This is a genomic window from Paenibacillus favisporus, assembly GCF_040545415.1.
GTDB lineage: Bacteria > Bacillota > Bacilli > Paenibacillales > Paenibacillaceae > Paenibacillus_AQ > Paenibacillus_AQ favisporus.
Genome location: NZ_JBEPLV010000001.1, coordinates 267,344 through 289,722 on the forward strand (window position 1 = coordinate 267,344; position 22,379 = coordinate 289,722).

The following is a 22,379-nucleotide window of genomic DNA, read 5'->3' on the forward strand; positions in this document are numbered from 1 at the left end:
TTCATTTTTAGGTGTGACCCATACACGGCATGAATCCGTCTGGGTTCACGGCTTGCGCGAAAGCAAGTTCAGGAGGGAGAAGCAGGATGCGCATACTTCATACGGGTGACTGGCATTTTGGACGGACGCTCGAGGGCCGGAGCCGGATGAAAGAGCAGGAAGATTTCGTTGAGGAACTGGTCCGGATTGTACACGATCAGAAGATTGATCTGGTCATGATGGCCGGGGATGTCTATGATTCGGTCAATCCGCCGGCGGCAGCGGAACAGCTGTTTTATGAGGCGGCAGCCCGGCTGACGGAAGGAGGGACGCCGCTCGTGGTCATTGCGGGCAACCATGATCAGCCTGAGCGGGTTTCATCGGTAACGCCGCTGGTCGCCCGGCAGGGAATCACGCTGGTCGGGCTTCCCGTGGCCGAAGCCGTCACGGTTCAAGCGTTCCGGACCGGGGAGATCGCCAAGATTGCGGCGCTCCCTTATCCGTCGGAAGCCCGCTTAAATGAGCTGCTCGCCGCCGAAGGCGACGAAGAGGAGCTCCGCCGCGCATACAGCGCCCGCGTAGGCATGCTGATGCGGAAATTGGCGTCAAGCTTTACGCCCGAGACCGTCAATTTGGCCATGAGCCACATTTACGTGCTTGGCGGCGTGGAAAGCGACTCGGAACGGCCGATACAGGTCGGAGGCGCGTATACGGTGGATCCATCGGCGCTTGCGGTTGGGGCGCAGTATACGGCGCTTGGCCACCTGCACCGGCCTCAGGCGGTCAAGGGTGAGGGAATGATCCGCTACAGCGGGTCCCCGCTCGCCTACAGCTTTTCCGAGGCCGGTCAAGCGAAGTCCGTTTCCATCATCGATGTGGCCCCGGGGCAGCAGCCCGTAATGAAGGAGGTTTATTTGTCCTGCGGCCGGCCGTTAATCCGGTGGAAAGCAAAGGGTGGACTGGAGGAAGTTCATCGCTGGCTGGATGAAGGCAGGGATGCGAACGGTTTTATCGATCTGGAGATTTCGCTGACCGAAGCGATGTCTCTTGGGGATATTCACAGGCTGCGCAAAAGTCACGAAGGGTTCGTACATATCCGTCCCGTGTATCCCGAGATGGAACAGGTCGAGGTGGAGTACAGCCGTTCGAGCCTGCCGGTGCCGGAGCTGTTCCGGAAGTTCTACCAGCGCCAGACCGGCGGAGCCGAGCCGGATGATGCGCTCGTTGAATTGTTCCTTGCGCTCACTTCGGAAGACGCAGAGGTAAAGGAGGAAGCGTAACATGAAGCCGATCACACTGAAGTTGTCGGGTCTGCAGAGCTATCGCGAAATGCAGCAGATCGATTTTGAAGAGCTGTGCCAGATGGGGCTGTTCGGTATTTTTGGACCGACGGGCAGCGGCAAATCGACGCTTCTGGATGCGATGACCCTGGCTCTGTACGGTAAAGTCGAACGTGCGGTGAACGGTACGCAGGGCATCATGAACCATTCGGAAGATGCACTGTACGTCTCCTTTACCTTTGAACTCAGTTCCGCGGACGGACCGAAGCGGTACAGAGTGGAGCGCCGTTTTAAAAGAACCAACGAGCTGTCAGTCAGCAATACGGTTAGCCGGTTTATCGAAGTCACCGCGGATGGTGAAACGGTTATGGCAGACAAGCTGGCTGAAGTCACCCGCTGCGTGGAAGACAAAATCGGTCTGAAAATGGAAGACTTTACGCGGGCCGTCGTCCTTCCCCAGGGGAAGTTTGCCGAGTTTCTGTCGCTGAAGGGCAGTGAACGCAGGCAGATGCTGCAGCGCCTGTTCCATTTGGAGAAATACGGTGACCTGCTCGCGCAGAAGCTCAGCCGGCGGGTGAAGGACAACGATGCTGCTCTGAAGGAAGTGGAGGCGGAGCAGCAAGGCCTCGGCAGCGCAGGCGCGGAAGCGGTGGACGAAGCGAGGAACAGACTCAAGGAAGCCGCCTTGGAGGCGGAGGCCTCGCGGCTGAAGCTGCGGCAAATGACCGAGGAGGCCGAGAAGGCCGGCAAATTCAGGGAGATGCAGGTGGAGAAGGAGCGGCGCGAACAGGAGCTCCACCGGCTTTCCGCCGAAGAAGAAGCGATTGTCCGGCTTGAGCGCCGGCTGGGACAGTCCGCCGCGGCCCGGGCGATCATGCCTTTGTATACGCAGTGGACGGACAGCAGGCAGGAATGGGACAAACGCATCCGGGAGGCGGAGCAGCTTCAGACGAAGGCTGAGGCCGCGGATACGGCGGCCCGGGAGGCCGCTGCCGCCGACGATGCGTCGCACCGGGAGCTTGCCGCTGAGGAACCGAAGCTGCTGCAGCGCCTGGAGCAGCTGGAGCAGGCGGTACTGCTGCAGCGGGAGCGGGACGAGCTGAAGACTGTGCTGCAGCAGCTGGCTGAGCAGCGGTCAAAGACGGCCCGTGAAAGCAAGGATCGGACTGAAGCTCTGGCCAAGGAGCAGGAGCTGCTCGCCAAAGGGCTCAAGCGGCAGTCCGAGCTGCAGGAAAGCCTGAAGGGGCTGGAAGTGAAAGCGAAAGACCGTGAACGGCTGCATAAGGCGATGCGGCACGTTCAGCAGCTGGGAGCCAGCGAGCAGCGGCTGCGGAGCGCTGAGGCTGAATTTACAGAGCATGGCGAGAAGCAAAGCAGAGCCGAAGCGCTGTTGAAGCAGGCCGGGCAGGAGAGGGAGCAGCATCTGCAGGAGCAGAAGCGGTTCGCGCTTGCGGTTTCGGCCCATATGGAGCAGGTTCTGGGCCATGACAGCCGGATGGAGGCGGCGTTGTCCCGCCTCGACCAAGAAGAGGCGCTGGTCCGTTCTGCTTCCAAAGAACGGGAGCTCCACGCGCTTTCGCTGGCGCTGGCCGCCGAGCTGCGCCCGGGAGAACCGTGTCCGGTATGCGGCTCATCCCATCATCCGGCACCGGTATCGCCGGATCAGGATGCGCCCGGTGCGGATGACGGTTTGCTGGAACTGCTGCGGCTTCTTCACCAGCAGCTGCAGGAGCTGCGGCTGAGCGGGCGCCAGCTTGTACATGAGACCCGGAGCTTGCTGGAATCGTACGAGCCCGGGGTCCAGGTGCGGGCAGAGGTCCCCTTCAAGGCCGGTTCTGGCCTGCTGGAAGGCGCAGGCGAAGCGGCCGCTGCCCTCGAGCAGGTCTCGGATCCGGAGCAAGTGGAGGCATTTTCCAGGTCCGCGTGGGAATCCCGGATCCGGAAAATGGAGGAGGACGCCGAAGCATTGGCATCCTCCACGAGACAGCTTCAGCGCGAGCATGCCGCGCTGAAGGAGCGGGGGGAAGCGCTGAGCGCGCTGCAGGTGAAGCGGACGGCTGAAATCGAGTCGCTTCGGGAAACGTTCACCAAGCTGGACGACCGATTTGAAACGGAGAAGCGGGAATACCTAAGGCTTCAGGAGGAGTGGCGCCAAGAGCTACCGGACCTTCAGCCGGAGCAGGCGGACCGCTTGTCCGCGGAAATCCAGCAGAAGGATGCGCAGGCCGAAGAGATCCGCGAACGGCTGCAGATCAGCATCCCTTTTATCGAGGAGAAAACGGCCTCGGTCCAATCGCTGGAGCGGCAGATCAACGATCTCGACAAGTCGCTCATTCAATGGGATGCCCAGCTGCAGGGCAAGCAGGATTTGCTGGCCGAGAAGGAGCGGCGCCTTCAGGCCTGGGTCGGAAGCGAGTCCGCCGACCGGCTGCTGGAAGGCTGCAAGAAGCGCCTGCTCTCCCTTCGGGAAGCTGCGGCGCGCTCCAAAGAGAAGCGTCAGGCAGCCGAGCAGCTTAAGCACGAAGCAGCCAAAGCGGCGGCGATGGCAGCCCAGGCGGCGGAATCCGCGGAGGAGCACTGCCGCAAGGCGCAGGCCCGCTGGGATGAGCAGCTGGCGGCTTCTCCGTTCGCCACATCAGAGGAAGTGGCTGACGCCTGCATGCCGCCTGACGAAGAAGTGCACAGCGCGGAGCGGGTCCGGCTGCACCGCGAACGGGAGCAGGAGATCAAGGTGCAGCTCCGCCATTTGGCCGAGCAGCTGGACGGCCGCGGCGTGACCGAAGAAGAGTGGCAGCGAATCTCCGCGGAGCTGGCTGCCTGCCGGGAGCGCGATGAGACGGCGCTCCAGCAGCGGGCAAGGGCGGAGCGGGACCTGGACGACGTGGAGAAGCGTCATGTCCGCTGGTCGCAGCTGGAGCGGATCCGCAAACAGCGGCAGCAGGAAGCCGAGAAGCTCTCCAAGCTGCAGTCCTGTCTCCGGGGCAATGCCTTCGTCGAATACATTGCCGAGGAACAGCTGATGCAGGTCAGCCAGGCAGCTTCGCAGCGTCTGCGCTTCTTGACCAAGCAGCGCTATGCGCTGGAGGTCGATTCCGGGGGAGGCTTCCTGATTCGGGACGATGCCAACGGCGGGGTGCGCCGTCCGGTGTCCACCCTGTCCGGAGGCGAGACCTTCTTGACCTCCCTGTCCCTTGCGCTGGCCCTGTCTGCGCAAATTCAGCTCCGGGGTCAATATCCATTGCAGTTTTTCTTCCTTGACGAAGGATTCGGGACGCTCGATCCCGAGCTGCTCGATACGGTAATCACTTCTTTGGAGAAGCTGCATAACGATCATTTGTCGGTCGGAATCATCAGCCATGTGCCCGAGCTGCGGGCCCGCCTTCCGCGCAAGCTGATCGTTGTGCCTGCCGAGCAGGCCGGTGGCGGCTCGCGGATCGTTCCTGAAACGCTTTAGGCGATCATCCATATTTTTTTGAAAAAGACAGTAGCCATTCGCCCAGCCTTGAATACGATGTTCATGTAAATCTTCTGAAATTGGGAGGCTGTGAAGGGCAATGGAAAAGTTTGAGGCCATAGAGTTATGCAAAAAACATATGTACCGCTATGTCCGCGCGACAATGGCAGACGGAAGCGTGCACGACGGATTTGTGGAAAGTGTTGATGAGGAGAAGCTGTATTTAGCGGTACCGGTAGGCCATGAAAACGTGTCGCCTGCAAGCATGGCACCGAACGCGAACGCAGCACCGACGTATGTATCACCTGCGAGCGTGGCACCGAACGCGAACGCAGCACCGGCGTATGTGTCGCCTGCAAGCGTGTCACCGAACGCGAACATAGCTCCGATGTACGTGTCTCCTGCTAACGTGTCTCCGAATGTAGCTCCGGCCAACGTGGCGCCAGCGGTCATGCCGGTCCATCATGGCTGCTACCACCCTTGCGGAGGTTTCCCGGGATATGACTACCGAGCATTTTTCCCAGGGTTCTATCCACCGTTTGGATACGGCTACGGCTTTGGGTACCCGTTCTACGGACGCCGCTTTAACCGCTTGATTCTGCCTCTGGCCGGATTGACGGCACTGTCGCTGCTGCCATTTTTTTAATATCTGATATAACGTACGAACCTGAAGAGGGATACCGGGAGAACCGGTGTCCCTTTTCTTTTGGATTCGGCGCGCCAGCCGAACTATTTCTTAGCCGGATACAGCGGGGACATTGGACGGGTCATTTTATATCCGGTATGATAAGAACAGAAAATCTCTTACATATTAAAGGAGGCAACAATCCGATGGATTGCCTGTTTTGCAAAATCGTTGAAGGGAGCATCCCTTCCCAGAAAATCTTTGAAAACGAACGGATCCTGGTATTTCGTGACATTCAGCCGGCCGCGCCGGTTCACGTGCTGATCATCCCGAAAAAGCATATCGCCTCAATGAACGAGGTTCAGGAGGAGGATCTCCCGCTGATTGCCGAAATGCATCAGGTGGCCCAACAGGTCGCCAAGGATCTGGGCGTCAATGAGTCGGGATACCGGCTCATCAACAATTGCGGACCGGATAGCGGACAAGCGGTCCATCATATCCACTATCACCTGCTCGGAGGGGCCAAACTGGGCGCCCTGACCGGAATTTCCGACTCTCACGCATAAGCTTGTACCCCGGCAGTTCCGGCCTTTGATGAAAAAATAGGCCCTGAGGTTGACACCCTATTTCTCTTTCACCTATAATTAAGTTTGATGAACCGTGTTATTGCTCTTGGACGGTCTGGTCGGAGGGAGGGAAAACTGGTGTCTGAAACTAAAGTTCGCAAAAACGAGACTATTGATGCTGCACTTCGCCGCTTTAAGCGCTCCATCGCTAAGGATGGCGTATTGGCTGAGGTGAAGAAACGTAAGCATTATGAAAAGCCAAGCGTAAAGCGCAAGAAAAAGTCCGAGGCTGCTCGTAAGAGAAAGTTTTAGGAGGATTTGAACTAGCATGAATCTTAGCGAACGATTGAACGAAGATATGAAGCAGGCGATGAAGAGTAAAGACAAGTTCAAACTCTCCACGATTCGAATGGTTCGTTCGACGATCAAGAATCTTGAAATAGATTTGAAAAGAACTTTGGATGACAACGAAGTGCTTGATATCCTCAGTCGTGAAATCAAACAGCGCAAAGATGCCCTCCAAGAATTTCAAAAAGCAGACCGCGAGGACCTTGCGGAACATGCCAAAGCAGAAATCGAGATTATCGGTCAGTATCTTCCCGCACAGCTTTCCGAAGAAGAAATTAAAGTTATTGTACAGCAGACCATCCAGGAAACCGGTGCTTCTTCGAAAGCCGACATGGGGAAAGTGATGAGCGCGCTCATGCCGAAGGTAAAGGGACGCTCAGACGGCAAACTTGTGAACCAAGTGGTTCAACAATTTCTGCAATAAACATAAGTGAAACACCCCTGATTTCAGGGGTGTTTTTTCATTTTCTGAAACGATTCCCTTCTATGATGCGTAATAACTACCATATGATGGACATTATAACGGGAATGTGGAAAGGAGGGGTAAGGTGAGTTTGGCCAAAAAGGGGCTTAAGTCTCTCGTAATGAGTCTGATGCTCATATTCTTGGTTGCCGGCAGTTGGCTTCCCGGGCGGGTATCCGCCGAAACCGGTGAGAAGAGCGGCCCGGTCTATATCATACCGGTGGACCAGGAAATTGAGACGGGGCTTGAGAAGTTCATGCGCCGCGGTTTTAACGAAGCGGCCAAGATGAATGCCGGGCTCGTTGTGCTCGAGATCAACACGCCGGGCGGGCTTGTCGATACCGCCGACAAAATCGGGCAGATGATCCGCGACAGCAAGATCCCTACGCTTGCTTACATTCAAGGCAATGCCGCTTCGGCTGGCAGCTATATCGCGCTGAATGCCGATAAAATCGCCATGAAGCCAGGCAGCATGATCGGCGCCGCTGCCATGGTGGACCGTACGGGAAAACGCGTGGATGATGCCAAGCTGGTCGCGTACTGGAAGTCGAAAATGAGCGCAGCGGCTGAGTCCAGCGGACGGGACAGCAAAATCGCCGAGGGTATGGCGGATATCAACATGGTCGTCGACATGCCGGCGATCGGAGAGAAGAAAGAGAAAGGCGATATTATCGCCTTGTCGAGCGAACAGGCTTTGAAGGTCGGATATGCCGATCATATCGCATCAACGCCTGAGGAAGCGATTCAATGGATGGGGTACTCGACGGATGACGTTTTCCGGGTCGAGCATACTGGTGCGGAGAAGGTGGCAGCCTTTCTGACACATCCAACCGTGATGATCATTTTGCTGTTCCTGGGGATAGCCGGTGTCGTCATCGAGCTGATGATACCTGGCTTTGGCGTTCCGGGGATCGTAGGCGTAGTGGCCTTTGTACTGTATTTCTTCGGTAACTATGTGGCGGGCTTCGCAGGATCCGAGACGTGGCTGCTCTTTATTATCGGGCTCATTCTTATGATTCTAGAAATGTTTGTCCCAAGCTTCGGTATCCTCGGTATTCTGGGTGCTGTCAGCCTGATTGCGGGCGTTGTCCGGGCTGCTTACGATACGACGCACGCCTTGTTCTCGCTCGGGATCGCATTTGCGGCGGCCGTCGTGGTCGTGGTGATCGTCGCGATCATATTTAAGGAGAAGGGCATCTGGAACCGCTTCATCCTGAAAGAATCGCTGACCAAGGAGCAGGGCTTCGTTCCGACCGATGCGAAGGAGGATTTGCTTGGAAAATCAGGCGTTAGCGTGACGCCGCTCCGTCCGGCCGGTACCGTGGACGTGGAAGGCGAGCGGATCGACGTCGTAACGGACGGAGAGTTTGTTGCGGCGGGCACACCGGTCAAGGTCGTTCGCGTCGAGGGTGCGAGAATTGTCGTAAAGCCGGAATAATGCTGGCTTTTTAGCGAGATTCGTGTAACATGTTGTAAAGAACCTGGAAAGAATGTCACATGAAACCAATTGATTACCTGGAGGTTGATAGGCAGTATGGATGGAACTTCTCTTATCACGGTATTACTGATTGCGGTTGTCATCATTATTGTGCTCAGCGTATTTTTCAGCTTTTTCCCGGTCATGCTCTGGATCTCGGCCTTGGCGTCCGGCGTCCGGATCGGAATTATTACGCTGGTGGCGATGAGACTGCGGCGCGTCACGCCGAGCCGGATCGTTAATCCGCTCATCAAGGCGACGAAGGCGGGGCTGGGTCTTAACATCAATCAGCTGGAAAGTCACTATTTGGCCGGTGGTAACGTGGACCGGGTAGTTAACGCCCTCATTGCGGCCCAGCGCGCCAACATTCCGCTCGAATTTACGCGTGCCGCCGCCATCGACCTGGCTGGCCGCGACGTGCTGCAGGCTGTTCAGATGAGCGTCAACCCGAGAGTCATTGAGACTCCGGTCGTAGCCGCCGTTGCGAAGAACGGGATTGAAGTGAAGGTTAAGGCCCGGGTTACGGTCCGTGCCAATATCGACCGTCTCGTCGGCGGTGCGGGTGAAGAAACGATTATTGCCCGCGTAGGTGAAGGCATCGTAACGACCGTCGGCTCCAGTGACATGCACAAGGACGTGCTGGAGAACCCGGACTCCATTTCCCGGACCGTATTGGCCAAGGGGCTGGATGCGGGTACCGCTTTTGAAATTCTGTCGATCGATATCGCCGACGTGGATGTAGGCAAGAACATCGGGGCTTACCTGCAGACCGAGCAGGCCGAAGCCGATAAGCGGATCGCCCAGGCGAAAGCCGAGGAACGCCGTGCGATGGCGGTTGCTCAAGAACAGGAAATGAAGGCTCGCGTCGTCGAGATGAGAGCGCGGGTTGTGGAATCCGAATCCGAAGTGCCGCTCGCCATGGCGGAAGCCCTTCGCTCAGGCAAGCTTGGCGTCATGGATTACATGAACCTGAAGAACATTGAAGCCGATACCCAAATGCGCGGCTCGCTGGGCAAAATGGGGGATAGCGGAGATGGCGGCGGCAGTCCGAAAAATAACAAGTAGGGAATGAGCATCCATGTGGATCATTGAACACTTTTACTGGATCCTGATCATTGGATTTGCGGTCATCTCTGCGCTGAGCAAAAGAGGAAATAAATCGAAGCAGAGGCAGCAGCCCCGGGGCATGCCCACGTTCGGGGGAGAAGGCCGTCCGTATCAACGACGGGTCGAAGCGGACGATTACGACGAGGACGAGGATGAGGAATACGATGAGGGCCGTCCAGATCCGGCATACGGCTCCCGGCCACAGCCGCAGGAACCTGTCGGCAGAAGGAGCTCCCCGTTCGGATCGTATGATTCATCAGCCCCTGAACCGCCTGTATATTCCCAGGACTACCGTCCGGCCCCAGACTATGATACCGGCGAAGGAGTATCCTCGATGTGGGCGGAGGAGAAGCCATCCCCGGTACAGGCTACGCTGGCGGATCGAACCCGTACCATGCAGCAGGAGATCAACAGGGTGAACGCTTCTCTGGACAAAATATCGACGCAAATGGATATGGCGGCTGACAGGACGGCTGACCGTGAGGCAGCTGTCCCGGTATCCCCTTTGGCCGAGCAGGCCAGACAAGGGATCATCTGGGCTGAAATTCTGGGCCCGCCCCGCTCCAAGCGCCCGTTGAATCCGCGAAAATAACGATAATCTAGAAGTGAAGCCTCTTTCGGCCCGGGAAGATCATGATATCTTTTCGGGCAGCGGAAGAGGCTTTTTATTTTGGAACGCACAGCCTGTCCGCTGTGATCTTACGCCGAGAGGCGTTTTTTTTCGTGCTGCGCAAGGCCTGTGATCTTATGGCTTGAACTTCCCTAAAAGCTTCATAAACCGGGCTTTACGCGCATAAGGTGTAGAGTACAGGAAGGGGGAAGACCTTCGTATGGCCGGGATCAGCCGCAGGCTGCGGAAGTGGACGAACGAAATGCTGGATGTTCCGCAGGACGTTTTGTTCGATCTGCCGCGCATCACTATGGTGGGAAACAAAGAACTCTATATCGAAAATCATCGGGGCGTCCGGCATTTTTCACCCGATAAAATGGTCCTTTCCCTGTCCCAGGGACTGCTCGAGATCGAAGGCTCCGGGCTTATGATCCGGTCGATTCTGCCGGAAGAAGTGATGATCGAAGGATCGGTAACGAACATTAAATATACAGGAACGGAGGAGAGTCCATGAAAATCCCGACGTTAACCCGGGTTCGCGGATGCGTGCTGATTGCTGTCCGGGGGGAGCATGTGGAGTATTTCATCAATGCATTGGCGGAGAACGGTGTACCGGTATGGGACATCGAGCCCAAAAACGGAAATTTGGCAGAGATGAAGGTGCTGCTGCGGGATTTTCATGCTCTTCGTCCCTTGTTGAAACGGACAGGCTGCCGGGTGCATGTACAGGGCCGGATCGGTTTGCCCTTTACGCTGGTCAAGCTGTATAAGCGCAAGTTTTTTATGGTGGGCATCGTGCTGTTTTTCGTTCTGCTCTTTCTGCTGTCGTCGATGGTGTGGAACGTCAGGGTAACCGGCAACGAAAAGATCGCGACCGAAGACGTGCTCGAAGCAGCGAAGAAGGAGGGGGTCCGCCCGTTCCAGTGGATTTTTCGCTTAGATTCGCCGGACAAGCTGTCGCGCGAGCTGAGCATCCGGCTTCCGGGCACGTCCTGGATCGGGGTCGAGCGCAAAGGCACCACCATTACGATCCAGATCGTGGAGGCGGCCGAACCGCCGAAGCAGCCGCTGACCGACCCGCGCCATCTGGTCAGCCGGACGGACGCGGTGGTCACAAGCATCTATGCGGAGCAAGGGCGGCCGCTCGTCGAGAAGAACTCTCGCGTGAAAAAAGGACAGGTGCTTATATCGGGCATTCTAGGCGTTGACGGCGGAAATACCCAGGTAGTCGTGGCCAAAGGGGAGGTCAAAGGGCTGGTTTGGCATGAATACAGGCTTGCGGTTCCACTGGTCCAGAAGCATAAAGTGTATACCGGGGAAAGAAAGACCAAGTCTTATTTTGTGATCGGTGACCGTGCGGTGCAGCTGTGGGGCTACGGAAAGGATCCGTACCAGGCTTCCGAAACGCTGACGGAGCATGATCCTCTGACCTGGCGCTCTTTAAAGCTACCCGTCGGATGGATGACGGAAAAAGTCATGGAAGTACAGGAAAGCAAAGAAACGCTGACCGTCGAAGAGGCCAAAAAACAGGGATTGGATGGAGCCGTGCGGGATATTTTGGCGAAATATGGGACGGATTCGCAGATCATCAGCCAAAAAATTTTGCATGAGAAGAAAGAGAATGGTAAAGTTTATATGAAAGTGCTTTTCGAGGTGGAAGAGAAGATTGCCGAAGAGCTTCCCATAGTTCACAACCAAGGAGAATGAGGCTATTTGTCAGAAAAAAATCACAGCGCACAAATCTTACTTCAAAGTGCAAGCGAAGGGATGTCCATTTTCGGACCGCAAGACACCTTTCTGAAGATGATCGAAGCGGAGATTCCCGCCCAGATCGTGTCGAGGGAAGCGGAAATTACCGTCCGCGGCAGCGACCGCGACGTGCAGGTGCTGACCGAGCTGTTTGAGGTGCTTCTCCAGCTTGTCCGCAACGGTTACATTCTGACCGAACGCGACGTATCCTATGCGATCGACTTGGCGAAGGACTTCCGGGCGGATCAGCTGCTCGACCTGTTCAAGGGTGAAATCACGACCACGTTCCGGGGCAAACCGATCCGGGTCAAGACGATCGGCCAGAAGCACTACGTCACCACCATCCGCAAGCGTGACATTGTATTCGGCATCGGGCCTGCGGGAACAGGCAAGACCTATCTAGCGGTTGTTTTGGCGGTTGCGGCCTTGAAGGAAGGCTCCGTCAAGCGGATCGTGCTGACGCGTCCGGCTGTCGAAGCGGGGGAAAGCCTTGGCTTTCTGCCGGGTGACCTTCAGGAGAAGGTAGACCCGTATTTGCGTCCGCTGTACGATGCGCTCTATGACGTTATGGGACCTGAACAGACTGCAAAGTCGCTGGAACGGGGATTGATTGAGATCGCTCCGCTCGCCTATATGCGGGGACGGACGCTGGACGATTCTTTTATCATATTGGACGAGGCCCAGAACACGACACCTGAACAAATGAAAATGTTTCTTACCCGTCTTGGGTTCGGCTCGAAGATGGTCATCACGGGCGACGTAACCCAGATTGACCTGCCGAGAGGCAAGAAGTCTGGGCTGGTTGAAGCCAAGTCGATCTTGAGCGGCATTGATGAGATCGGGTTTGTGCAGTTCGCCGAGCAGGATGTCGTGCGTCACTCCCTAGTGCAGAAAATCATTGTTGCTTACGACAAAGCTGCAGAAAACCAAGATTAGAGGGGATTATCTTTATGACTTCGAAAGAAGCGTCATCAGGCAAATCTTTCTCAACTAAAAATATCGGATGGAAACATAGCGCGGCAACCCGCTATGTTCTCTTTTTATGTCTGGCCATTCTGTTCTACGTGAGCCTGGCACCGGATCTGCTTCCGGAAAAATACAACATTCAGGTCGGCACGCACAGCGAGAAGGAAATCACGGCGCCGATGCAGATTCCGAACAACAAAGCGACCCTGAAGGCGCAGGAGGAAGCTGCCGAACGCGTGCAGCCGATTTATACCATCGTTCCGATCCGGAACGACAGCCTGATCGCCTCGCTGCTTGACCGGATTGACAAGCTCAATCAGGACGACCAGGTTTCCCGCGAGGACAAGGTGGCGATCTACCGTCAGGAGATTCCGCAGCGCGCCCAGGACTTTGTGCAGAACTACGTCAATAATACGCGGAGTTCGGGCACCTATTCCGAAGCGCTGCTGAACGAAATGCTGAGGGTGACCAGCCAGCAGGTCTATAAAATTCCGGAAGAGACCTTCATCAAAATTCCGCGTCTGACCTCTGCCGATATTACCGAGATGAAGCCGGTGGCGCGTGAAATCGTATCGCGGTTGACCAACGACCAGATCGTGGACGCCCAGACCGCAAGGGCCAAGGTGGCCGAGCTGGTCAGCACGAGCTCTCTGAGCCAGCGCACCGCGCGCGAGGTAGTGCAGGAGCTGTCGAAGATCGCGATTACGGCCAACAAGTTCTATGACGAAGAGGCGACGAAGGAAGCCAAAGTTCAGGCCCGGGAAAATACCCCTACGGTATACATCAAGCAGGGCGGCGTGCTTGTCGCCAAAGGCGAGCTGATTACGGAAGAGCTGTACAACCTTCTGGACGATAACGGCCTGCTCAAAAATGACGTCAACTATTGGCCGCAGTTTGGGCTGCTGCTTTTGTCTCTTCTGCTGGCTTTAGGACTCATGATGTTTATCCGCCAGCTTAACGGGGGCAAGTTTGGGTATAACAATTCCCAGCTGCTGATGCTTGTTCTTATTTTTATTATTACGATCGTTTCCATGCATGTCGCCGGCATTTTGCAGAGCAGCGAGCGCCCCTATCTGGGCTATTTGGCGCCGGTTGCCATCGGCTCGATGCTGGTCACGCTGCTGCTGGACATGTCGCTCGCGTTTTTCTGCGCCATGATCTTCAGCATTCTGTCCAGCGTCATCCTGAATGTGCATCAGGGGCAAATGTTTGATTTTAAGTTCGGCTTGTTCTCGCTGATCGTATCCTACGTGGCGATTTTTACGATCCATAAGGCAAGCCAGCGGTCGACCCTGCTGAAGGGCGGGATCATGGTTTGCTTGTTCGGCTCGTTGACCGTATTTTTGATTAATCTGATCGACAACGATGACTGGCAGCAAATGTCGACGCTGTACGCGCTGGGGTTTGCCTTTGCGGGCGGACTGCTGACTGCGATTCTGGTCATCGGCCTCATGCCGTTTTTTGAGGTCACGTTCGGCATTTTGTCAGCCCTGAAGCTGGTGGAGCTGTCGAATCCGAACCACCCGCTCCTGCGCAAGCTGCTTACCGAAACGCCGGGAACGTACCACCACAGCGTCATGGTTGGCAATTTATCGGAGGCAGCGGCCGAAGCGATCGGCGCCAACGGGCTGCTGTGCCGGGTCGGATCGTATTACCATGATATTGGGAAGACAAAACGGCCAAGCTATTTTATAGAAAACCAGAACAATATGGAGAACCCCCATGACTCGATCGATCCGAAGCTGAGCAAGTCGATCATTATTGCGCATGCGAGGGACGGGGTCGAAATGCTCAAGGATTACAAACTGCCGAAGCCGATTCGCGATATCGCCGAACAGCACCATGGCACCACCTTCCTGCATTTCTTCTACCACAAGGCGCTTCGTCTGGCGGAGGAGCAGGGCAAAGAGCCGGATTTCACGGAAGAGGATTTCCGTTACCCCGGTCCGAAGGCTCAGTCCAAAGAGTCGGCCGTCATCGGCATCGCGGACAGCGTCGAAGCTGCCGTGCGGTCCCTCCGTAATCCGACCGTCACTCAGGTGGAATCGGTGATCGAGAAAATCATCAAGAGCCGGCTGGACGATCACCAGTTTAACGAGTGCGATCTGACGATGAAGGAATTGGATATTATCGCAAAGACGCTGAAAGAAAGCGTCATGGGGATTTTCCACTCCCGGATCGAGTATCCGGAAGAAATCAAGAAAACGAAGATGGATGAAGAGAATAGAAGGAGCGGTTGAAAGATGGGTCTGCATCTGGCTTGGAACAATGAACAAAATGAGCATCCGGTCAGCGATGAGCTGATTGCCACGCTGGAGGTCATCCTGCAGAAGGCGGGGGAAGCGGAAGGCGTGGAGGACGGTGAAGTGGCGCTCACCTTCGTCGACGATAAGCAGATTCATGAGCTGAACCTCGAGTATCGCGGCATCGACCGCCCGACGGACGTCTTGTCCTTCGCAATGAACGAGAGCCTGGACGAAGAGCTGGACATCGTGTATGAGCTGGAAGAGGACGAGGAGCTGCACGATATGCCGGAGGTGCTCGGCGACATCATTATCTCCCTCGACCGGGCCAAGGCGCAGAGCGAAGAATACGGGCACTCCATGGAGCGTGAAATCGGCTTCCTGTTCGTTCACGGATTTCTGCATCTGCTCGGGTACGACCATCAGGATGCGGAAAGCGAAGCGGAGATGATGGGCAAACAGGAGGCTGTCCTGGCCCAGGTGGGGTTGACCCGGTAATGGCCAAGCGCTCCTTCCTTGCTTCATTCAGTTATGCCGCGGAAGGAATCGGATATGCATTGAAAACTCAGCGGAACATGCGGTTTCATGCCGTGGCGGCGGTTGTGGTCATTACCGCTGCCGCTCTGCTGCAGCTGACGTGGCAGAGGTGGCTGTTCCTGCTCGTCGCGATCACGATGGTGATGGCCGCCGAGCTGCTGAACACCGCCGTTGAGGTCGTTGTGGATATGGTTTCACCGGAGCCGCATCCTATGGCCAAGGCGGCGAAAGATACCGCAGCCGGCGCAGTGCTGCTGACGGCCATCTTTGCCTTCGTCGTCGCCATTATTGTGTTCTATCAGCCTGTCGCAGCATGGCTGGGAAGTCAACATTAGAAGTTACAGGAGGAATCATACTATGGACACAGCTCAATTAATGCAAGAAGCGATCAAGGCACGGACCAAGGCCTACACCCCTTATTCCCACTTCGGCGTGGGAGCGGCCCTGCTGGACGCCGAGGGCCATATCCATCACGGCTGTAACGTGGAGAACGCGGCATACGGGCCGACCAACTGCGCGGAACGGACCGCGCTGTTCCGTGCGGTAGCAGACGGTCATCAGCCGGGCAGCTTCCAGGCGATTGCCGTTGTTGGAGATACCGAAGGTCCGATCTCACCGTGCGGCGTGTGCCGTCAGGTCCTGGTGGAGCTGTGTGCTCCCGACATGAAAGTCATCATGGGCAATCTGAAGGGGGACATCCAGGAAACCACGGTGCGGGATCTGCTGCCGGGTGCGTTTGGACCTTCCGACTTGAAACACAGTGACAGTGAATAAGCTGCACGATCTATTGGGATACACACATATAAAACCTGGGGCCCCATCTTCGGCGGCGGTGAGCATCATGTTTTGCCGCGGTACGAAGAATGCGGGCCCTGATGGTCTTCCTGCTTAAGGAAGCATTATAGGAGGGTAATGACTTACATGGCGAAACCGTCATTCAAATCAGGCTTTGTAGCCATTATTGGCAGACCGAACGTGGGGAAATCGACGCTGATGAATCAAGTCATCGGCCAGAAAATCGCCATCATGTCGGATAAGCCGCAAACGACGCGCAACAAAATTCACGGCGTATATACAACGGATCACTCCCAAATCGTATTTCTGGATACGCCGGGTATTCACAAGCGCCAATCCAAGCTTGGCGATTTCATGAACAATACCGCGCTGAATACACTGCAGGAGGTGGAGGCCGTACTGTTCCTGGCCGATACGTCCGAAGGATTCGGGGGCGGGGACCGCTATATCATCGAACAGCTGAAGAAGGTGAAGACGCCGGTCATTCTCGTGCTCAACAAGATTGACAAAATCGAGCCTCCGGCGCTGCTTCCGATCATCGAGGAATACCGCAAGCTGCACGAATTCGCCGAGATCGTGCCGATTTCGGCCATGCATGGCAATAACGTGAACACCTTGCTCGAGCAGGTGGAGAAGTATTTGCCTGAGGGGCCGCAGTACTATCCGGAAGATCAGGTCACGGACCATCCCGAGCAGTTCGTCTGCGCGGAGCTGATCCGCGAGAAAATTTTGCATATGACCCGCGAAGAGGTTCCGCATTCCATCGCGGTCACGATCGAAGATATGCGCGTGCAGGACAACGGCGTCGTGTATATTTCGGCGGTGATATTCGTGGAGCGGGATTCGCAGAAGGGCATCATCATCGGCAAGCAGGGCTCGCTGCTGAAGGAAGTCGGCAAGCAGGCGCGGCAGGATATCCAAAACCTGCTTGGCTCGAAAATTTTCCTCGAGCTGTGGGTAAAAGTGAAAAAAGACTGGCGCAACCAAGAGCGGATTCTTCGCGATCTGGGCTTTAACCGCGACTAGTGAGCATCCGATGCCAGGCCGGGGTAATCCCGGCTTGGCAGGAATTGCAACACATAGTTTCACGGCTTTCGTAACATCCTATTTTTTGAAGATGCAGACGCCATTTCCGAAGAAAGGATGAATACGAATGCGAGATTTTTCGTGGAAGTATTTTGCGATGACTGGAGATGTGGATGCTTACTTGCTCTATAAACAGGCCGCCGGCATGACGGCGGATGAAGCGGAGACGGCGGCTGCGACGCAGCTGCTGGATGAGACGGATACCTATGAAGAGAACGAATGATCTTTGGCTGCTCCGGGAATGGCTGGGGGAAGAAGCATGCTATACAGGGTGGAAGGGATCGTCATCCGCAGCATGGACTACGGCGAAGGGAACAAAATCATTACGATTTGCACCGAAAACGCGGGTAAAGTAGGCGTACTTGTCCGTGGCGCCAAAAAGGTGAAAAGCCGCCATGCTGCACTGACACAGCTGTTTACGACAGCGGAATACGTATTTTTCAGAAACGGCACGGGACTCGGCACGCTGAATGCGGGGGAAATTATGCAATCCCATCACGTGCTGCGCGAGGACATCGTTCTTGCCGCCTATGCCTCCTACGCCTGCGAGCTGCTTGACCGCGTGCTTCAGGACGAGGAGACGGGGAGCTTCTGGTTCCAGCAGCTTAAGGCGTGCCTAGACGCGCTGGAAGATGGCAAAGACCCCGCCGTCATTATTAACTTGTATGAGATGAAAATATTGCAGACTGCAGGATACGGTCCCGAACTGTCATCCTGCATTTCTTGTGGAAGGGATATTTCACCACAGGAGGAACGGTATTGGGTGAGTCCGCGGCTCGGAGGCGTACTATGCCGGGCGTGCAAGCACCTGGATTCCCAGGCTATGGGGATTTCACCCCGGACGATGAAGCTGCTGCGTCTGTTTGCCCAGCTCGATTTGCGGCGGCTCGGCCACGTCGATGTGAAGGAAGAGACCAAGGCGGAGCTGAAAGCCGTCATGCGGGCATTTATGGATATGCAGCTGGGGCTGAATTTGAAGTCACGGGGTTTCCTCGATCAGATGGAGAAGTACGGGCTGTAGGATCTGTTGCAGTAGATCTTGACTATCGGAATCATTTCCTGTAGTATATATTAAGTTTCTAATTAAATTGTCTGACACGCAATGATCGAAGAAGTAGTGGGTCTTCCATTCCTGTTAGCGAGCCGGGGAGGGTGCAAGCCTGGCGGAAGGAATCCATGAACCGGCACTTCGGGAGTGTGAAATGAAATCGGAAAAGTGGGTTGTTCCTGGCTAAAGCGGGGGGCAGCCAAGTAGGGTGGAACCGCGGGATCAGCTCTCGTCCCTATGTCTGTACAACAGGCATAGGGCGGGAGCTTTTTGTTGTACAGAAATGTGATCATTTTTGACGGGTATCCGTCCATTCCCCCCAATTTTCATATGAAGGAGAGTCGTATATGAACTTTCAGCAGATGATTCTGACGCTGCAGCAGTTCTGGGCCAATCAGAATTGCATTATCGTGAATCCCTATGACACGGAAAAAGGGGCCGGCACGATGAACCCGATGACGTTTTTGCGTTCACTCGGACCGGAACCCTGGAAGGTAGCCTATGTAGAACCTTCCCGCCGGCCATCGGACGGCCGTTACGGGGAGAACCCGAACCGGCTCTATCAGCATCACCAGTTCCAGGTGATCATCAAACCGAGCCCGGACAACATTCAGGAGCTGTATCTCGACAGCCTGAAGGCGCTCGGAGTGGATGCGCTCGACCACGATATCCGCTTTGTCGAGGACAACTGGGAGAACCCTTCGCTTGGATGCGCGGGTCTCGGCTGGGAAGTATGGCTGGACGGTATGGAAATCACCCAGTTCACATACTTCCAGCAGGTGGGCGGTATCGAAACGAACCCGGTCGCCGTGGAAATTACCTACGGTATGGAACGCCTGGCTTCCTACATTCAGGAGAAGGAAAATGTGTTTGACCTGGAGTGGGTTGACGGCATTTCTTACGGTGATGTGTTCCATCAAGCGGAAGTGGAGCATTCCACGTATACCTTTGAAGTGTCCGACGTGAAAATGCTGTTTACGCTGTTCAACATGTACGAGCAGGAAGCAGGCAAGGCGATGGAGCGGAATCTCGTATTTCCGGCATATGACTACGTCCTGAAATGCTCGCACACGTTCAACCTTCTCGATGCAAGGGGAGCCATCAGCGTTACGGAGCGTACCGGCTATATTACGCGGGTGCGCAATCTGGCCCGCCAGGTGGCGGCAACCTACATGGAGGAGCGCGAGAAACTCGGCTTCCCGCTGCTGAAGAAAGGAGGCGGCCTGAATGTCTAAGGACCTGTTGTTTGAAATCGGCCTGGAGGAAGTGCCGGCACGGTTTTTACGCGCGGCGATGGAGCAATTGGAAGAACGCATGGTGAAATGGCTGGAGCAGTCCCGGATCGCCTACGGCGAGGTTCACTCCTACGCAACCCCCCGCCGCTTGGCCGTGCTTGTTAAATCGGTTGCGGAGAAGCAGGAGGACGTGCAGGAGGAAGTGAAGGGCCCGTCCCGCAAAATCGCCCTCGACGAGAACGGCAACTGGAGCAAAGCCGCGCTTGGCTTCGCCCGCGGACAAGGCGTAGATCCCGAGCAGTTTACGTTCAAAGAGCTGAACGGCGTGGAATACATTTACGTCACGAAGAGCAGCAACGGTGTTGAGACTTCTGCGCTGCTGTCTGAGGCACTGCTCGGCATCCTCTCTTCGATGACATTCCCTAAGCATATGCGCTGGGGCAGCTACGAATATAAATTTATCCGTCCGATCCGCTGGATTACAGCCCTGTTCGGCACGGACGTCATTGATCTGGAAGTGACCGGCGTGAAGTCGGGCAACGTGACCCGCGGCCACCGTTTCCTCGGAACGGAAGCCGTCGTGCCGGAAGCCGGCGCTTACCAGGAAGTACTGCGTGGCCAGCACGTCATCGTAGACGTGAAGGAACGCGAAGGCATGATTCTGGAGCAGATCGAGTCGCTCGCTGCGGAGAAAAACTGGACCATTGCGGTCAAGGAAGATCTGCTGGAGGAAGTGCTGTTCCTGGTGGAAACCCCGACGGTGCTCTTCGGAACATTCGATCCGTCCTTCCTGAACATTCCACAGGAAGTGCTGATCACGTCGATGCGGGAGCATCAGCGGTACTTCCCTGTTCTGGATGGCCAGGGACAGCTGCTGCCGTTCTTCGTAACGGTGCGCAACGGCGACAAGCGGTCGCTTGACGTGATCGCCAAAGGGAACGAAAAGGTGCTTCGCGCCCGCCTGTCAGACGCCAAGTTCTTCTATGAGGAAGACCAGAAGCTGGAGATCAAGGATGCGCTCTCCAAGCTGGAAAGCATCGTCTTCCACGAGGAAATCGGCACGGTTGGCGACAAGGTCCGCCGGATCCGCCGTATCGCCGACCAGGTCGGAGAAGCGCTGCAAATTTCCGGCACGGACAGCGAATCGGTAAGCCGCGCTGCGGACATCTGCAAGTTCGACCTCGTAACGCAAATGGTGTATGAATTCCCTGAACTGCAAGGGGTCATGGGCGAAGACTATGCCCGCAAAGCCGGCGAACGGGAAGACGTGGCCAAGGCGGTATTCGAGCATTACCAGCCGCGTTCGGCATCGGACGACGTTCCGTCCAGCCTGGTGGGTTCCATCGTCAGCATTGCAGACAAAATCGACACGATCGTCGGCTGCTTCTCGATCGGCATCATCCCGACCGGCTCCCAGGACCCTTATGCGCTGAGACGACAGTCCCAGGGCATCGTGCAGATTTTGCTGGCTAAGCAAATGCCGCTCACGCTGTCCCAGCTGTTCGACATCGCGCTCGGTGTGCATGCAGAGCTTCGCAGCTTGGACCGCCAGCCGGATGACATCCGCAAGGATCTGGCCGAATTCTTCGGCCTCCGCGTGAAGAAACTGCTCTCCGAGACGCTCCGCTACGACGTGGTGGACGCGGTCATTTCCGCCGGCTTCGACGATGTCATCTCCGTCGTATCCCGCGGGGAAGCGCTGATGCAGGCAGTTAACAGCGGAGACGACTTTAAGACGACCGTGGAATCCTTCAACCGGGTCAGCAATCTGGCGGCGAAAGCGGAAAAGGCAGAGGTTCAGGAGCCGCTCTTCGTAGAAGAGGCCGAGTCTAATCTGTTCCGCGCATGGCAGTCTATCACCGCCGATTACCATGCAGCGCTGTCGGAGCGGGATGGCGCCAAAGCCCTTGCCCTTCTTGCCGACATTAAGGAAGCCGTTACGAAGTTCTTCGATTCCGTCATGGTTATGGCCGAGGATGAGCGGGTCCGGGCTAACCGTCTGGGTCTATTGGCATCGATCGACCGCGATTTGAAGCAGTTTGCCGATTTCAACAAGCTGGTATGGTAAACCTGTAAAGGTTTCGGGTAAAAGAATACGGAAGCGGGACGAAACAAATCGGTCCCGTTTTCGTATCTTTTTCATGTATATAGATTGAACTGAAGTTTTTCATTCAGCTTCCTGATTTATTTTTCTTTAGTTCATTCTATGTACGCAAAAGTTTCCTGCAGCACTGTCAGAAGTTGTAATGTCCGTCCCGGAAGGATTTTTATAGGACAGGCTCGTATATAATAGTACGGAATACCAAGAATGACAGGTGGGCTCGAATCGGCTATGGATGACAGACAAATCGTTGTGGACGGCGATGCCTGTCCGGTGAAACAGGAGATTGCCGCAGTGGCTAAGGCATTGGGCGTTCCCGTGCTGATGGTCTCTTCGTTCGATCACTTGATCCAGGCCGGGGAGGGTGTGCGGACCGTTCAGGTGGACCGGAGCGATCAGAGCGCCGACTTATACATTGCCAATCATATCCGCCGGGGGGACGTTGTGATTACCCAGGACTACGGACTGGCCGCCTTGGCCTTGTCGAAACATTGCTATGTGCTCTCCTTTCGGGGCATGCAGTTTCATAACGAGGACATCGAGTTTATGCTCGACCGCAGGCACCATCAGGCCAAAGCGCGTAGGAACGGCAAGCATTCCAAAGGTCCGAAACCGATCACGGCGGAGGATAAAAGAATTTTTCAACAGAAACTGACAAAACTTTTGCAGGATTTGCAGGAGAACGTATAACGATAGCGAATTATATTTTA

Annotated in this window: 22 protein-coding genes; all 22 read left to right on the forward strand. The window is 55.8% G+C overall.

Annotation, left to right across the window (positions count from 1 at the left end; genetic code table 11):
• Positions 1–86 precede the first annotated feature (86 nt).
• The 22 genes from ABID47_RS01225 to ABID47_RS01330 all read left to right on the forward strand — a co-directional run bounded on the left by ABID47_RS01225 (position 87) and on the right by ABID47_RS01330 (position 22,359).
• Positions 87–1,259, forward strand: coding sequence for an exonuclease SbcCD subunit D (locus ABID47_RS01225; protein WP_354494663.1), 1,173 nt, complete (start codon positions 87–89; stop codon positions 1,257–1,259).
• Position 1,260: 1 nt separating this feature from the next.
• Complete coding sequence (locus ABID47_RS01230; RefSeq protein ID WP_354494665.1) at positions 1,261–4,713, forward strand: AAA family ATPase; 3,453 nt, start codon at positions 1,261–1,263, stop codon at positions 4,711–4,713.
• 100 nt (positions 4,714–4,813) lie between these two features.
• Entirely contained in the window at positions 4,814–5,359 is a 546-nt protein-coding gene (locus ABID47_RS01235; RefSeq protein ID WP_354494667.1) for a hypothetical protein, read from the forward strand.
• A gap of 185 nt (positions 5,360–5,544) precedes the next feature.
• On the forward strand, positions 5,545–5,904 hold the full coding sequence (locus ABID47_RS01240; RefSeq protein ID WP_354494669.1) for a histidine triad nucleotide-binding protein: 360 nt from the start codon (positions 5,545–5,547) through the stop codon (positions 5,902–5,904).
• Between the two features lie 138 nt (positions 5,905–6,042).
• A complete protein-coding gene (gene rpsU, locus ABID47_RS01245) occupies positions 6,043–6,216 on the forward strand; it encodes a 30S ribosomal protein S21 (RefSeq protein WP_005547957.1) in 174 nt (57 codons plus the stop codon).
• A gap of 16 nt (positions 6,217–6,232) precedes the next feature.
• Positions 6,233–6,676: a GatB/YqeY domain-containing protein gene (locus tag ABID47_RS01250; RefSeq protein WP_076169799.1), complete on the forward strand. Its 444-nt coding sequence runs from the start codon at positions 6,233–6,235 to the stop codon at positions 6,674–6,676.
• 160 nt (positions 6,677–6,836) lie between these two features.
• A complete protein-coding gene (locus ABID47_RS01255; RefSeq protein ID WP_354495662.1) occupies positions 6,837–8,153 on the forward strand; it encodes an NfeD family protein in 1,317 nt (438 codons plus the stop codon).
• Between the two features lie 96 nt (positions 8,154–8,249).
• The gene (floA, locus tag ABID47_RS01260; RefSeq protein ID WP_116229499.1) at positions 8,250–9,257 is read left to right on the forward strand and encodes a flotillin-like protein FloA; all 1,008 of its coding nucleotides are present in this window, start codon (positions 8,250–8,252) and stop codon (positions 9,255–9,257) included.
• A 13-nt stretch (positions 9,258–9,270) separates the two neighbouring features.
• Positions 9,271–9,891, forward strand: a complete 621-nt coding sequence (locus tag ABID47_RS01265) for a hypothetical protein (RefSeq protein ID WP_354494670.1) — start codon at positions 9,271–9,273, stop codon at positions 9,889–9,891.
• Positions 9,892–10,129: 238 nt separating this feature from the next.
• The gene (gene yqfC, locus ABID47_RS01270) at positions 10,130–10,423 is read left to right on the forward strand and encodes a sporulation protein YqfC (protein WP_076169802.1); all 294 of its coding nucleotides are present in this window, start codon (positions 10,130–10,132) and stop codon (positions 10,421–10,423) included.
• A complete protein-coding gene (yqfD, locus tag ABID47_RS01275) occupies positions 10,420–11,616 on the forward strand; it encodes a sporulation protein YqfD (protein ID WP_354494671.1) in 1,197 nt (398 codons plus the stop codon). The genes yqfC and yqfD overlap by 4 nt, the downstream gene beginning before the upstream one ends.
• Before the next feature lie 60 nt (positions 11,617–11,676).
• A complete protein-coding gene (locus ABID47_RS01280; RefSeq protein WP_420819893.1) occupies positions 11,677–12,594 on the forward strand; it encodes a PhoH family protein in 918 nt (305 codons plus the stop codon).
• A gap of 14 nt (positions 12,595–12,608) precedes the next feature.
• Complete coding sequence (locus ABID47_RS01285; RefSeq protein WP_354494672.1) at positions 12,609–14,864, forward strand: HD family phosphohydrolase; 2,256 nt, start codon at positions 12,609–12,611, stop codon at positions 14,862–14,864.
• A gap of 3 nt (positions 14,865–14,867) precedes the next feature.
• Positions 14,868–15,365, forward strand: coding sequence for an rRNA maturation RNase YbeY (ybeY, locus tag ABID47_RS01290; protein WP_152398444.1), 498 nt, complete (start codon positions 14,868–14,870; stop codon positions 15,363–15,365).
• A complete protein-coding gene (locus ABID47_RS01295) occupies positions 15,365–15,739 on the forward strand; it encodes a diacylglycerol kinase family protein (protein WP_354494673.1) in 375 nt (124 codons plus the stop codon). The genes ybeY and ABID47_RS01295 overlap by 1 nt, the downstream gene beginning before the upstream one ends.
• On the forward strand, positions 15,735–16,178 hold the full coding sequence (locus ABID47_RS01300) for a cytidine deaminase (RefSeq protein WP_373309597.1): 444 nt from the start codon (positions 15,735–15,737) through the stop codon (positions 16,176–16,178). Before ABID47_RS01295 ends, ABID47_RS01300 begins: the two co-directional genes overlap by 5 nt.
• A 147-nt stretch (positions 16,179–16,325) precedes the next feature.
• Positions 16,326–17,225 carry a GTPase Era gene (era, locus tag ABID47_RS01305; protein ID WP_116229507.1) on the forward strand — a complete coding sequence of 300 codons (900 nt, stop codon included), beginning with the start codon at positions 16,326–16,328 and terminating at the stop codon, positions 17,223–17,225.
• A 127-nt stretch (positions 17,226–17,352) separates the two neighbouring features.
• Positions 17,353–17,508: a YqzL family protein gene (locus tag ABID47_RS01310; protein WP_076169810.1), complete on the forward strand. Its 156-nt coding sequence runs from the start codon at positions 17,353–17,355 to the stop codon at positions 17,506–17,508.
• Between the two features lie 36 nt (positions 17,509–17,544).
• Complete coding sequence (gene recO, locus ABID47_RS01315; RefSeq protein WP_116229508.1) at positions 17,545–18,306, forward strand: DNA repair protein RecO; 762 nt, start codon at positions 17,545–17,547, stop codon at positions 18,304–18,306.
• 374 nt (positions 18,307–18,680) lie between these two features.
• Complete coding sequence (gene glyQ, locus ABID47_RS01320) at positions 18,681–19,568, forward strand: glycine--tRNA ligase subunit alpha (RefSeq protein ID WP_116229509.1); 888 nt, start codon at positions 18,681–18,683, stop codon at positions 19,566–19,568.
• Positions 19,561–21,636 carry a glycine--tRNA ligase subunit beta gene (gene glyS, locus ABID47_RS01325; RefSeq protein WP_354494674.1) on the forward strand — a complete coding sequence of 692 codons (2,076 nt, stop codon included), beginning with the start codon at positions 19,561–19,563 and terminating at the stop codon, positions 21,634–21,636. Before glyQ ends, glyS begins: the two co-directional genes overlap by 8 nt.
• Before the next feature lie 264 nt (positions 21,637–21,900).
• Positions 21,901–22,359 (forward strand): YaiI/YqxD family protein, encoded by a 459-nt coding sequence (locus ABID47_RS01330; protein ID WP_105444507.1) that lies wholly within the window; start codon positions 21,901–21,903, stop codon positions 22,357–22,359.
• Positions 22,360–22,379 lie beyond the last annotated feature (20 nt).

What these genes read in the sequence shown, in the direction of transcription:
- ABID47_RS01330 (WP_105444507.1), top strand. Translation starts at nt 21,901, where the DNA reads ATGGATGACAGACAAATCGTTGTGGACGGCGATGCCTGTCCGGTGAAA.
- ybeY (WP_152398444.1), top strand. Translation starts at nt 14,868, where the DNA reads ATGGGTCTGCATCTGGCTTGGAACAATGAACAAAATGAGCATCCGGTC.
- era (WP_116229507.1), top strand. Translation starts at nt 16,326, where the DNA reads ATGGCGAAACCGTCATTCAAATCAGGCTTTGTAGCCATTATTGGCAGA.
- glyQ (WP_116229509.1), top strand. Translation starts at nt 18,681, where the DNA reads ATGAACTTTCAGCAGATGATTCTGACGCTGCAGCAGTTCTGGGCCAAT.
- ABID47_RS01310 (WP_076169810.1), top strand. Translation starts at nt 17,353, where the DNA reads ATGCGAGATTTTTCGTGGAAGTATTTTGCGATGACTGGAGATGTGGAT.
- ABID47_RS01235 (WP_354494667.1), top strand. Translation starts at nt 4,814, where the DNA reads ATGGAAAAGTTTGAGGCCATAGAGTTATGCAAAAAACATATGTACCGC.
- ABID47_RS01280 (WP_420819893.1), top strand. Translation starts at nt 11,677, where the DNA reads ATGTCCATTTTCGGACCGCAAGACACCTTTCTGAAGATGATCGAAGCG.
- ABID47_RS01285 (WP_354494672.1), top strand. Translation starts at nt 12,609, where the DNA reads ATGACTTCGAAAGAAGCGTCATCAGGCAAATCTTTCTCAACTAAAAAT.
- ABID47_RS01265 (WP_354494670.1), top strand. Translation starts at nt 9,271, where the DNA reads ATGTGGATCATTGAACACTTTTACTGGATCCTGATCATTGGATTTGCG.
- yqfD (WP_354494671.1), top strand. Translation starts at nt 10,420, where the DNA reads ATGAAAATCCCGACGTTAACCCGGGTTCGCGGATGCGTGCTGATTGCT.
- recO (WP_116229508.1), top strand. Translation starts at nt 17,545, where the DNA reads ATGCTATACAGGGTGGAAGGGATCGTCATCCGCAGCATGGACTACGGC.
- ABID47_RS01295 (WP_354494673.1), top strand. Translation starts at nt 15,365, where the DNA reads ATGGCCAAGCGCTCCTTCCTTGCTTCATTCAGTTATGCCGCGGAAGGA.
- ABID47_RS01250 (WP_076169799.1), top strand. Translation starts at nt 6,233, where the DNA reads ATGAATCTTAGCGAACGATTGAACGAAGATATGAAGCAGGCGATGAAG.
- floA (WP_116229499.1), top strand. Translation starts at nt 8,250, where the DNA reads ATGGATGGAACTTCTCTTATCACGGTATTACTGATTGCGGTTGTCATC.
- glyS (WP_354494674.1), top strand. Translation starts at nt 19,561, where the DNA reads ATGTCTAAGGACCTGTTGTTTGAAATCGGCCTGGAGGAAGTGCCGGCA.
- yqfC (WP_076169802.1), top strand. Translation starts at nt 10,130, where the DNA reads ATGGCCGGGATCAGCCGCAGGCTGCGGAAGTGGACGAACGAAATGCTG.
- ABID47_RS01255 (WP_354495662.1), top strand. Translation starts at nt 6,837, where the DNA reads ATGAGTCTGATGCTCATATTCTTGGTTGCCGGCAGTTGGCTTCCCGGG.
- ABID47_RS01240 (WP_354494669.1), top strand. Translation starts at nt 5,545, where the DNA reads ATGGATTGCCTGTTTTGCAAAATCGTTGAAGGGAGCATCCCTTCCCAG.
- ABID47_RS01225 (WP_354494663.1), top strand. Translation starts at nt 87, where the DNA reads ATGCGCATACTTCATACGGGTGACTGGCATTTTGGACGGACGCTCGAG.
- ABID47_RS01230 (WP_354494665.1), top strand. Translation starts at nt 1,261, where the DNA reads ATGAAGCCGATCACACTGAAGTTGTCGGGTCTGCAGAGCTATCGCGAA.